Consider the following 11,432-nt stretch of genomic DNA (forward strand, 5'->3'; position numbering starts at 1 on the left):
GGCCGTGACCGGGGGCGTACGCTCCGCGCGCTCGGTGTGCCCGCCGGGGTGCTCGCGGCCGTCGGCGGGGCCTTCGCGTACGTCGCGGCCGTGGACCCCAACGACCCCGGCCACTACCCCGTCTGCCCGCTGTGGCGCTTCACCGGCCTCTACTGCCCCGGCTGCGGCGGTCTGCGCAGCGCGCACGCCTTCGCGCACGGGGATGTCGTGACCGCCCTCACCGACAACGCGCTGGCCGTGGCGGGCTTCGTGGGCTTCGCGTTGCTGTGGACCGTTTGGGTGGTCCATGTGGCGCGCGGGCGACCTCTGCGCCTCCGGCTCGGCCCGGTCCCGATGTGGTCGCTCGGCGCGTTGGCGCTGGTCTTCACGGTTGTCCGGAACCTGCCGTTCGGTGGCTGGCTCCATCCTTGATCAAACGGCGAACGTCCAGGTAGTGGGACCGCCGTCAACCGGATGTGAGGCCTACGCCCTCCTCCGGATACCATCGCAGTGAACTGCCAGAACCCTGAGAAGCGCTCGACTGTCAATACATGACCGTCAAACGTTGTCACCGTTTTTCACCGTCTGAAAGGGGGCCGCTCGCGTGAGTGTGCTCGACGAGATCATCGACGGAGTCCGTGCCGACCTCGCGGAGCGGCAGGCGCGCGTCAGCCTCGACGAGCTCAAGGAGCGCGTGGCGAAGGCTCCGGCGGCCAAGGACGGCGCGGCCGCGCTGCGCGGCGACGGCGTCAAGGTGATCTGCGAGGTCAAGCGGTCCAGCCCCTCCAAGGGCGCGCTCGCCGCGATCGCCGACCCGGCCGGTCTCGCGGCCGACTACGAGGCGGGTGGCGCGGCGATCATCTCCGTCCTCACCGAACAGCGCCGCTTCGGCGGCTCGCTGGCCGACCTGGAGGCCGTCCGCGCGCGCGTGGACATTCCCGTCCTGCGCAAGGACTTCATCGTCACCTCGTACCAGCTGTGGGAGGCGCGGGCGTACGGCGCCGACGTGGTCCTGCTGATCGTCGCCGCCCTCGAACAGCCGGCGCTGGAGTCGCTGATCGAGCGTGCCGAGTCCATCGGGCTCACCCCGCTCGTCGAGGTCCACGACGAGGACGAGGTCGAACGCGCGGTCGACGCCGGTGCCCGGGTGATCGGGGTCAACGCCCGCAACCTGAAGACCCTGGAGGTCGACCGCACCACGTTCGAGCGGGTAGCCCCCGAGATCCCCGACTCCATCATCAAGATCGCCGAGTCCGGCGTCCGGGGCCCGCACGACCTCATCGCCTACGCCAACGCCGGCGCCGACGCCGTCCTCGTGGGCGAGTCCCTCGTCACCGGCAAGGACCCCAGGACGGCCGTCGCCGACCTCGTCGCCGCGGGCGAGCACCCGGCGCTGCGGCACGGGCGGGGCTGACCCGGCCATGACCGACCGCGCCTTCGTCGCCGACCGGCCGGGGTTCGTCCCGGCCGGGGCGTCGGGGTGCGCGGGGGCGGCCCTGTCGGTCGAGGTCACCCACACGGGTGATCCGGGGCCGGTAGGCTGTGCCCCGATGTTCTCGATCTCCATGACGACCAGGGACCCCTACGCCCGCCTCGCGCGCGGGTGCCGCCCCCGTGGCTGCAGGGCGCCCGCCCGCCGGGTCCACGGGCGCCGGGTCCGGTACGTCATCGGCGACGAGCCGGGCCAGGTGAACGGCATGCGATGGCCCCGGGCGCGTCACCTGCGGTGAGCTGAGCCGCGTCCTCCACCGAACGCACGGCGACGTGCCGTCGCCGGACCCCTGTGCAGGGGTTCCGGTCGTACGGCACCGCCGGTATGCGCCGTGCAGGGCGTTCGTCCGCGGCGGAATCACTGCCACCGGAGCGAGGTCCGACGACCGTTCGCGACGGTGGGCCGTTTCCGCGGCTCTCAGCCAGCGTGTGCGTGATCACTGTGAACCCATCGTCCGGCCAAACCCGGGGCTGTGCCCCTGCGAGGTAACCGCATGTCCAGTGAGTTCTTCATTCCCGACCCCGAGGGTCAGGTTCCCAGTGCCGAGGGGTACTTCGGCGCGTTCGGCGGCAAGTTCATTCCGGAGGCGCTGGTCGCCGCCGTGGACGAGGTCGCCGTGGAGTACGACAAGGCGAAGCACGACCCCGAGTTCGCGCGTGAGCTCGACGATCTGCTCGTGCACTACACGGGGCGGCCCAGTTCGCTCACCGAGGTACCCCGGTTCGCCGAGCACGCCGGCGGGGCGCGGGTCTTCCTCAAGCGCGAGGACCTGAACCACACCGGATCGCACAAGATCAACAACGTGCTCGGTCAGGCCCTGCTCACCCGGCGCATGGGCAAGACGCGGGTCATCGCCGAGACGGGAGCGGGCCAGCACGGCGTCGCCACCGCCACGGCCTGTGCGCTCTTCGGGCTCGACTGCACGATCTATATGGGGGAGATCGACACCCAGCGGCAGGCCCTGAACGTCGCCCGCATGCGCATGCTCGGCGCCGAGGTCATCGCCGTGAAGTCCGGTTCCCGGACCCTCAAGGACGCCATCAACGAGGCGTTCCGCGACTGGGTCGCCAACGTCGACCGTACGCACTACCTGTTCGGGACCGTGGCCGGGCCCCACCCCTTCCCCGCCATGGTCCGCGACTTCCACCGGGTGATCGGGGTCGAGGCGCGGCGTCAGATCCTCGAACGTGCCGGGCGGCTGCCCGACGCCGCCGTCGCCTGCGTGGGCGGCGGGTCCAACGCCATCGGGCTCTTCCACGCCTTCATCCCGGACGCCGACGTACGCCTCATCGGCTGCGAACCCGCGGGTCACGGCATCGAGACCGGTGAGCACGCGGCGACGCTCACCGCCGGTGAGCCGGGCATCCTGCACGGGTCGCGCTCGTACGTCCTCCAGGACGAGGAAGGGCAGATCACCGAGCCCTACTCGATCTCGGCGGGCCTCGACTACCCGGGCATCGGCCCCGAGCACGCGTACCTCAAGGACAGCGGCCGCGGCGAGTACCGCGCGGTCACCGACGACGCGGCCATGCAGGCGCTGCGTCTGCTGTCGCGCACCGAGGGCATCATCCCTGCGATCGAGAGCGCGCACGCGCTCGCCGGCGCGCTGGAGGTCGGCAGGGAGCTGGGCAAGGACGGGCTGATCGTCGTCAACCTGTCCGGGCGCGGCGACAAGGACATGGACACGGCCGCGCGGTACTTCGGCCTGTACGAAACCGCTGCCGACGCCGAGGTCGCCGCCGACGCGGCCGATCTCGCCGAGATCGAGGGGGACGCCAAGTGAGCGGCAACATCAATCTGTTGAGTGACACCCTCGCCGCCGCCAAGGCGGAGGGGCGGGCCGCGCTCATCGCCTATCTGCCGGCCGGGTTCCCGACCGTCGACGGCGGTATCGCCGCCATCAAGGCGGTCTTCGAGGGCGGCGCCGACGTCGTCGAGGTCGGGCTGCCGCACAGCGACCCGGTCCTCGACGGTCCCGTCATCCAGACCGCCGACGACATCGCCCTGCGCGGCGGCGTCAAGATCGCGGACGTGATGCGCACGGTCAGGGAGGCCTTCGAGGCCACCGGGAAGCCCGTCCTCGTCATGACGTACTGGAACCCCATCGACCGCTACGGCGTCGAGCGCTTCACCGCCGAGCTGGCTCAGGCGGGTGGCGCGGGCTGCATCCTGCCCGACCTGCCGGTCCAGGAGTCGGCGCTGTGGAGGGAGCATGCGGACAAGCACGGTCTCGGCACCGTCTTCGTGGTCGCGCCCAGCAGCAAGGACGCCCGCCTCGCCGAGATCACCGCGGCGGGCAGCGGCTTCGTCTACGCCGCCTCGCTGATGGGGGTCACGGGCACCCGCGAGTCGGTGGGCGCGCAGGCCCAGGACCTGGTGGAGCGCACCCGGGCCACGGGTTCCGGACTGCCGGTCTGCGTCGGCCTCGGCGTCTCCGACGCCGGGCAGGCCGCCGAGGTCGCCGGATTCGCCGACGGCGTGATCGTCGGCTCCGCGTTCGTGAAGCGGATGCTGGACGCCCCCGACGAGGCGGCCGGTCTGAACGCCGTACGGGAACTCGCGGGCGACCTCGCGAAGGGCGTACGCCGGGGAGTGTGATCGGGCGTGCGATCCGGCGCGCCCACGGGGCTCGTGACGTTCACCCGTTTGTCGTACGGGGATCGCTGAACGTAACGGGCCATACGCTCACCCGAACGGGTGGAAGTGGGATCGGGGAGGCGCGGTGCGCCTCCCCGGTTCGTTCTGCGGGATGTGAGCGAGAAGAACCGTGAGGGAAAGCGCACCGCCCGTGAACGACTGGCGGAGGAGCGCGAGAAGCAGAAGGCCACCGAGAAGCGCCGTCGGGTGCTGATCGTGGGCGCCTCGGTGCTGTGCGTGCTGGGCCTGGCCGCAGTGATCGGCGTCGTGGCGGCGAACGCGGGCAAGGACGACGACGCCGACACCGCGGGCCCGGTCGTGGCGCCCTCGGGGGCCAACGGCGAGGACAGTCTCGCGATCCCCGTGGGGGACGCCGGCGCGAAGTCGACCCTCTCGGTCTGGGAGGACTTCCGCTGCCCGGCCTGCAAGTCCTTCGAGGACGCCTACCGCTCGACGATCCACGAGCTGACCGAGGCCGGGAAGCTCAAGGTCGAGTACCACCTCGCCACCCTGATCGACGGGAACATGGGCGGCAGCGGCTCCCGCAAGGCTGCAAACGCCGCCGCGTGCGCGCAGAACGAGGGCAGATTCCCGGCGTACCACGACGTGCTGTACCAGAACCAGCCCGCCGAGACGAGCGACGACTTCGCCAGTGAGGCCAAGCTCTTCGACCTGGCGAAGAAGGTGGACGGGCTGGACACCGCGGCCTTCCGCACCTGCGTCGAGGACGGCAAGCACGACAGCTGGGTCGCGAAGTCGAACGAGGCGTTCCAGAAGGGCGGCTTCTCCGGCACCCCGAGCGTCTTCCTCAACGGCACCAACATCTACGCGGACCAGTCCATGACCCCGGCCAAGCTGAAGCAGATGGTGGAGGCGAAGGCCCAGGGGTGAGTCGCGTGTGAGCCGAGGGGCTGCGGGAAGCCCTGAGGAGTCAAGGTAGTTGTGGCACGGCGTTATGGACCCGTTGCCGGGCCGCCTGCCGTCGGCCGGGCCCGGCAGGGTAGCGTCGACCCTGCCATGGAACTTGCCTACATTCCCAGCCCGTCGCGCGGGGTGCTGTACCTCGGTCCCGTCCCGCTGCGCGGCTACGCCTTCTGCATCATCATCGGTGTCTTCGTAGCCGTCTGGCTCGGCAACAAACGCTGGGTCGCGCGGGGCGGACGGGCCGGTACGGTCGCCGACATCTCGGTCTGGGCCGTGCCCTTCGGCCTGGTCGGCGGACGGCTCTACCACGTGATCACGGACTACGAGCTGTACTTCAGCGAGGGCCGTGACTGGGTCGACGCCTTCAAGGTCTGGGAGGGCGGGCTCGGCATCTGGGGCGCGATCGCCCTCGGCGCGGTGGGTGCGTGGATCGGCTGCCGTCGGCGTGGCATCCCGCTGCCCGCCTGGGCCGACGCCGTCGCGCCCGGCATCGCCCTCGCGCAGGCGATCGGGCGGTGGGGCAACTGGTTCAACCAGGAGCTGTACGGCAAGGAGACGAAGGTGCCGTGGGCCGTGGAGATCACGTCCTCCACGGACGGGCGGCTGCCGGGCACGTACCACCCGACCTTCCTCTACGAGTCGCTGTGGTGCATCGGTGTCGCACTCCTCGTCATCTGGGCGGACCGTCGCTTCAAGCTCGGGCACGGGCGGGCGTTCGCGCTGTACGTCGCCTCGTACTGCGTGGGGCGGTTCTGGATCGAGTACCTGCGGGTCGACGAGGCCCACCACATCCTCGGCCTGCGCCTCAACAACTGGACCGCGCTGTTCGTCTTCATCCTCGCCGTGATCTACATCGTCCTGTCGGCCCGGAAGCGGCCGGGGCGGGAAGAGGTCGTCGAGCCGGGTGTCTCCGACGGGGACCCTGCCGCTGCGGACGTGGAGAAGGGCGAGCAGAAGGACGACGAGGACTCGGAGTCCGCGGAGCCCTCGGGCGAGGCCGATGCGAAGGAGGAGAAGGACGCGGATGCCGCCTCCGACTCCGTGGTCGAGAAGAAGGCCGAGTCCGCCGAGAAGAGCTGACATGGCGCTTCGGTCGCGGTGATCCGCCGCGCCGCCGCGCTGCGAGGGATGTTCCCCACCCATCCGCCCCTTCCGGGCGGGTGGGTTTTTGGGTTTCGGGTGGGTGGGAGATGGGCGGGGTGGGGTGACTGAGGCTGTGGGGCGGGTGCGGGTGGTTCGTGGTTGCTCGCGCAGTTCCCCGCGCCCCTGAAAGATCAGGCCCTGCGGGCCTGAAAGACCACGGCCTCGCGCCCCTGAAAAGCACGGGGCGCAGCCCCTGCTTTTCCAGGGGCGCGGGGAACTGCGCGACCAGCCCCCACCGGGCCCGCAGAGGGGGGTCGAAGGGGCGCAGCCCCTGGGATGGGAATGGGTAGGGGCGGCGGGGGCGGATCAGCGTCTGGTGGGGCGGTTGGCCAGGGTGAGGGTTCTGCGGGCGGCTGCCACCACGGCCGGGTCGATGAAGCGGCCGTCGGGGAGGGCCTGGGCGCCGGGCGTGGTGGTCGCGGCCTTGAGGGTCTCCTCGGCCGATTCCACTTCCCGCGGGGTGGGGGCGTAGGCGCGTTCGATCACCGGGAGTTGGCGGGGGTGGATGGCGGCGCGGCCCAGGAAGCCGAGGGCGCGGCCGTGGGCGCAGGAGGCGGCCAGGCCTTCGAGGTCCTTCGTGTCCGGGTAGATCGACTGGGCCGGTGAGGGGAGGCCCGCGGCGCGCGCGGCGAGGATCACCCGGGAGCGGGGCCAGTCGAGGGCCGAGTCGTGCTGGACTGCCAGGTCGGCGCGGAGGTCCGCCTCGCCGAGCGCGATGCCGCGGAGTGCGGGATGGGCGGTGGCGATGTCGTAGGCGCGTTCCACGCCCAGAGCCGATTCGAGGAGCGCGTACAGGGGGATCGCTCCTCCTTCCGCGGGGGCGGTTCTTTCCGCGACGTCGGCGACGTGGGCGGGGGACGTGATCTTCGGAAGGCGGAGGGCCGCCAGCCCGGGGAGAGGGGAGAGGGTCTTGAGGTCCTGTTCGGCCTCCGGGGTGCTCAGGGCGTTCACGCGTACGTGGACCGGGGCGGTGGACGGGCCCGAGAGGAGTTCGGCGGTCGCCGCGCGGGCGTAGGCCTTGCGGTCCGGCGCCACCGCGTCCTCCAGGTCCACGATCACCACGTCCGCGCCGGCGGACAGGGCCTTGGTGACCACCTCCGGGCGGTCGCCGGGGACGTACAGCCAGGTCAGGGGGAAGGGGGTCGTCGGCCCGGGGGTCACAGGGCGCCCTCCTGGCGGAGGGTCTCGATGTCCGGTTCCGACAGGCCCAGTTCGGTGAGGATCGAGTCCGTGTCGGCGCCGTGGGCGCGGCCCGCCCAGCGGATCGCGCCGGGGGTGGCGGAGAGGCGGAAGAGCACGTTCTGCATACGCAGGGGGCCGAGGTCGGGGTCGTCGACGGTCGTGATCGTGTCCAGGGCCCGGTACTGGGGGTCGGTCATCACCTCCCGTACGTCCTGGATGGGGGCCACCGCCGCCTCCGCCTTCTCGAACACATCGATGACCTCCTCGCGGGTGTGGCGGGCGATCCACGCGCCGACGGCCTCGTCCAGGACGTCCGCGTGCCGGGCCCGTTCCGCGCCTGAGCCGAACCAGGGCTCGTCGATCAGCTCGGGGCGGCCGACCAGGCGCATCACCCGTTCCGCGATCGACTGGGCCGAGGTGGAGACGGCCACCCAGGAGCCGTCCGCCGTGCGATAGGTGTTGCGGGGCGCGTTGTTGGCGGAGCGGTTGCCGGTACGGGGCTGGACGTGGCCGAGCTGGTCGTACCAGAGGGGTTGGGGACCGAGGACGGTGAGGATCGGCTCGATGATCGCCATGTCGACCGTCTGCCCTTCGCCCGTCCGGTCACGCGCGGCGAGTGCGGTCATCACCGCGTACGCCGTCGCCAGGCCCGCGATCGAGTCGGCCAGGCCGAAGGGGGGCAGGACCGGTGGGGCGTCCGGCTCGCCGGTGATCGCGGCGAAGCCGCTCATCGCCTCGGCCAGGGTGCCGAAGCCGGGGCGGTGCGCGTACGGGCCGAACTGACCGAAGCCGGTGACGCGGGCGAGGACGAGGCGGGGGTTCGCGGCGGAGAGTTCCTTCCAGCCCAGGCCCCATTTCTCCAGGGTGCCGGGGCGGAAGTTCTCGATGATCACGTCGGCGGTGGCGGCGAGGCGCAGGAGCGTGTCCCGGCCGCCGGGGGTGGAGAGGTTCAGTGTCAGGGTGCGCTTGTTGCGGCCCAGCAGTTTCCACCACAGGCCCACGCCGTTCTTCGACGGGCCGTGGCCACGGGACGGGTCCGGCTTCGTGGGGTGCTCGATCTTGATGACCTCCGCGCCGAAGTCGCCGAGCATCGTGGCGGCGAGGGGACCGGCGAAGAGGGTGGCGAGGTCGAGCACGCGGAGGTGGGAGAGCGGGGGGTCGTACGCCTGGGTCATGGGTGGGGGGTCTCCCGGAGGGTGAGGTGGGCCAGGGTGTCGAAGCCGATGCCGTTGAAGTCGGCGATCGAGGTGGCCAGGCGGTTCTTGAGGGGGGCCGTCCAGCGGTCGGGGAGGGCGTTCGGGGAGCCGGTCAGGAGGCCGGCGATGCTGCCCGCCGTCGCGCCGTTGGAGTCGGTGTCCCAACCGCCCGACACCGTGCGGCAGATGGAGGCCGTGAAGTCGCCGTCCGCGTGGGTGAGTGCGGCGGTGAGCAGGGCCGTGTTGGGGAGGGCGTGGACCCAGTGGTGGTCGGCGTAGGTGGCGTGGAGTTCGTCGACGACCGTGTCGAAGTCGTTTTTGGCCGTGGCGAGTCGGAGGGCGTGGTCGATCGCTTTCGCCAGGCGGGAGTCCGGGGGGACGACCTGGAGGCCGGTGCGCAGGCAGTGGTGGACGTCGTGGGTGCCGGTGGCCGCGTCCGCGATGGTGGCCGCGACGAACATCGCCGCGTAGACGCCGTTCGCGGTGTGGGTGAGGGCGGCGTCGCGGTGGGCCTGTTCGGCCGCGGAGGCCGGGTCGCCGGGGTTGGTCCAGCCGTGGACGTCGGCGCGGATCAGGGCACCGATCCATTCGCGGAACGGGTTGCGGTGGCGGGCGGTGCGCGGGGGGTCGATGCCGGTGAGGAGGTTGCGGTAGGCGATGCGTTCGGCGGTGAAGGTGCGGCCTGCGGGGAGTTCGTCGAGCCAGAGCCGTGCCACGTCGGTGGTGGTGAAGTCGCGGCCGTGGCGGGCGAGCAGGAGGAGGTTGAGGAGGGGGTAGTTGAGATCGTCGTCCTCGGGCATGCCGTCGATGTTCTCGGCGAGGGAGGTGGGGGCCGAACGGCGGTTCCAGGGGTGGGCGGCGAGGAGCTCCGGGGGGACACCACGGGCGGTGAACCAGGTGGTGAGGGGCCAGTTGCCGGCTGCCCGGGCGAGTTGGCGGATCGCGGGGAGGGGAAGTTTCTCGACGGGTTTGCCGAGGAGGCAGCCGACGGCGCGGCCGAGCCAGGCGGCCTCCAGTCGCCGCGTGTACGTGGCCGGGGTGGGGAGGGTGTCGCGGGCCTGCGCTTGCAGGGTGCGGTCTGCGCCCACCCGTGCCGCCCCAGCGGCACGACTGCCCGCAGGCTGAGCGTCGTGGGTGGGGTGACCGGGACGGGTCGGCCCAGCCGGACCGGTGGGCTCGGCCGGGCGCATCGGCCAATCCGGGCACAACGCCTTGATCCTGCTCAGCTCGGTCGGCTCGTGTTCCGCCAAGCTGCTGGGTAGGTCTGCCAGTTCGTCCAGCAGGTCCTCGGCGAGTTGGCGCAAGTAGCGGGACGTCCGATGTGGGGACGCGCCGGCGCGGGGCGGGGCCGGGGGGCCGCCCGCTCCTCGCCAGCGGGCGGCGATGGCCGACGGCTCGCGACCGTCCTGGACCGCCTGGTGGAGTTCGTGGCCCAGGAGGTCTTCCGGTTGGACCCAGGTGAGTCGGAGGGGGGTCACCGGAGGGGGGCCAGGGCGGCGAGGGCGGCCTCGTGGGCGCGGCGGCGGTGTACGTCCTGGGCGTGGATCTGGAGGGTGACCGCCGTCAGGGCCGTGGCGGGGGCGTGCAGGTCCAGGCGGCTGGCCTCGGCGACCGTCTTGGCCCAGTCGGACGGGACCTCCGAGCCCAGTGCTCCTGCCAGCGCTCCCGACATCGTGGCGATCGAGTCGCAGTCGCGGCCGTAGTTCACCGAACCCAGGACCGCGTGACGGTAGTCGCCGCGCGCCACGAGCAACATGCCCAGGGCGATGGGGAGTTCCTCGATGGCGTGGAGGCGGGAGGGGCGGCGGGCACCGAGGGAGGGAGCGCGGTAGTCGGGGCCGACCGTGTCGAACGGCGCCACCGCCTCGCGGAGCGGCCGTAGCGCCGACTCGAAGTCCGTGTGGCGGCGGGCCACTTCACAGACGGCCTCGATCGCCGCTCGGGTGCCGTCCTTCGCCACGGCGAGGCATGTCTCGATCACCGACTCCGCGGTCGCGCCCGGCGTGCACGCCGCCGCGACCCCCGCCGCGAACACGCCCGCCGCCTCCCTGCCGTACGACGACTGGTGGGCGCCCGCGATGTCGAGGGCCTCGGCGTACGCGCCGAGCGGGTCGGCGGCGTTGACCAGGCCGACGGGGGCCATGTACATCGCGGCGCCGCAGTTGACGATGTTGCCGGTGCCGGCCTCTCGGGGGTCGATGTGGCCGTAGTGGATGCGGGCCACGAGCCACTTCTCGGCGAGGAAGACCCGTTGGAGAGGGAGGGCCTCCGCCTCCAGTTCGGGGATCCAGCGCGGGGTCGTCATCATGTCCGGCACCAGGTGCTCGGCGATGGCGTACGCGTCCAGGTGGTCGCGTACGCGGTCGTACACCCGCACGAGGGCGTGGGTCATCAAGGTGTCGTCGGTGACGTGGCCGTCGCCCTTGTGGTACGGCGCGATGGGGCGGGCGGTGCGCCAGCCGTCGCCGTTCCAGGGGCCGACGATGCCGTGGACGCGGCCGCCATGGCGTTCGAGGATCTGCTCCGGGGTGTAGCCCTCGACCGGGCCGCCGAGGGCGTCGCCGACGGCGGCGCCGACCAGGGCGCCGGTGATGCGCTCTTCGAGGCTTGCCGCGGCGTTCGCCGCAGCATCTGTTCCGGCATGGGGCATTGCGTGCGGGTTGGCTTCCCTTGGGGGCGTCATGCCCGAATCATCCTCCTGGGCTGGCGAGTTCCGTGGCTGCGAGAAGTTCGGCGAGGTGTACGAGATCGGTGCCGGTGAGGCGGGGGAGTGCGCAGCCGGAGAGGGTGCGGCAGGCTTCCCGCCAGGTGTCGGGGATGGCGGCGGCGCCGCCGAGCGCGCCGGTCAGGGCGCCGGCGAGGGCCGGGGCGGAGTCGGC

General features: G+C 71.9%; 11 protein-coding genes and 1 pseudogene. 7 read left to right on the forward strand and 5 right to left on the reverse strand.

Annotation, left to right across the window (positions count from 1 at the left end; translation table 11 throughout):
* Nucleotides 1-36 precede the first annotated feature (36 nt).
* The 7 genes from AWZ10_RS20690 to lgt all read left to right on the forward strand — a co-directional run bounded on the left by AWZ10_RS20690 (nucleotide 37) and on the right by lgt (nucleotide 6,112).
* Nucleotides 37-411 (forward strand): DUF2752 domain-containing protein, encoded by a 375-nt coding sequence (locus AWZ10_RS20690; protein WP_079104412.1) that lies wholly within the window; start codon nucleotides 37-39, stop codon nucleotides 409-411.
* A gap of 172 nt (nucleotides 412-583) precedes the next feature.
* On the forward strand, nucleotides 584-1,393 hold the full coding sequence (trpC, locus tag AWZ10_RS20695) for an indole-3-glycerol phosphate synthase TrpC (protein ID WP_037693300.1): 810 nt from the start codon (nucleotides 584-586) through the stop codon (nucleotides 1,391-1,393).
* Nucleotides 1,394-1,400: 7 nt separating this feature from the next.
* Entirely contained in the window at nucleotides 1,401-1,709 is a 309-nt protein-coding gene (trpM, locus tag AWZ10_RS55765) for a tryptophan biosynthesis modulator TrpM (protein WP_234361223.1), read from the forward strand.
* A 255-nt stretch (nucleotides 1,710-1,964) separates the two neighbouring features.
* The gene (gene trpB, locus AWZ10_RS20705; RefSeq protein ID WP_037693298.1) at nucleotides 1,965-3,254 is read left to right on the forward strand and encodes a tryptophan synthase subunit beta; all 1,290 of its coding nucleotides are present in this window, start codon (nucleotides 1,965-1,967) and stop codon (nucleotides 3,252-3,254) included.
* The gene (gene trpA, locus AWZ10_RS20710) at nucleotides 3,251-4,069 is read left to right on the forward strand and encodes a tryptophan synthase subunit alpha (protein ID WP_046704725.1); all 819 of its coding nucleotides are present in this window, start codon (nucleotides 3,251-3,253) and stop codon (nucleotides 4,067-4,069) included. The genes trpB and trpA overlap by 4 nt, the downstream gene beginning before the upstream one ends.
* 153 nt (nucleotides 4,070-4,222) lie before the next feature.
* Nucleotides 4,223-4,999, forward strand: coding sequence for a DsbA family protein (locus AWZ10_RS20715; RefSeq protein WP_046704726.1), 777 nt, complete (start codon nucleotides 4,223-4,225; stop codon nucleotides 4,997-4,999).
* 126 nt (nucleotides 5,000-5,125) lie between these two features.
* Nucleotides 5,126-6,112 (forward strand): prolipoprotein diacylglyceryl transferase, encoded by a 987-nt coding sequence (gene lgt / locus AWZ10_RS20720; RefSeq protein WP_060891776.1) that lies wholly within the window; start codon nucleotides 5,126-5,128, stop codon nucleotides 6,110-6,112.
* A 369-nt stretch (nucleotides 6,113-6,481) separates the two neighbouring features.
* Here lgt and AWZ10_RS20725 read toward each other — a convergent pair whose 3' ends face one another.
* The 5 genes and pseudogenes from AWZ10_RS20725 to AWZ10_RS20745 form a co-directional block, all read right to left on the reverse strand.
* The gene (locus AWZ10_RS20725; protein WP_046708713.1) at nucleotides 6,482-7,336 is read right to left on the reverse strand and encodes an HpcH/HpaI aldolase/citrate lyase family protein; all 855 of its coding nucleotides are present in this window, start codon (nucleotides 7,334-7,336) and stop codon (nucleotides 6,482-6,484) included.
* The gene (locus AWZ10_RS20730; protein WP_060891777.1) at nucleotides 7,333-8,532 is read right to left on the reverse strand and encodes a CaiB/BaiF CoA transferase family protein; all 1,200 of its coding nucleotides are present in this window, start codon (nucleotides 8,530-8,532) and stop codon (nucleotides 7,333-7,335) included. Before AWZ10_RS20730 ends, AWZ10_RS20725 begins: the two co-directional genes overlap by 4 nt.
* Nucleotides 8,529-10,031 (reverse strand): ADP-ribosylglycohydrolase family protein, encoded by a 1,503-nt coding sequence (locus AWZ10_RS20735; RefSeq protein ID WP_060891778.1) that lies wholly within the window; start codon nucleotides 10,029-10,031, stop codon nucleotides 8,529-8,531. Before AWZ10_RS20735 ends, AWZ10_RS20730 begins: the two co-directional genes overlap by 4 nt.
* Nucleotides 10,028-11,203, reverse strand: a complete 1,176-nt coding sequence (locus AWZ10_RS20740; RefSeq protein WP_060891779.1) for an ADP-ribosylglycohydrolase family protein — start codon at nucleotides 11,201-11,203, stop codon at nucleotides 10,028-10,030. Before AWZ10_RS20740 ends, AWZ10_RS20735 begins: the two co-directional genes overlap by 4 nt.
* 40 nt (nucleotides 11,204-11,243) lie before the next feature.
* A pseudogene (locus AWZ10_RS20745) lies at nucleotides 11,244-11,432 on the reverse strand (ADP-ribosylglycohydrolase family protein); the annotation flags it as partial.

The organism is Streptomyces europaeiscabiei (assembly GCF_001550375.1).
Classification (GTDB): Bacteria; Actinomycetota; Actinomycetes; order Streptomycetales; family Streptomycetaceae; genus Streptomyces; species Streptomyces europaeiscabiei.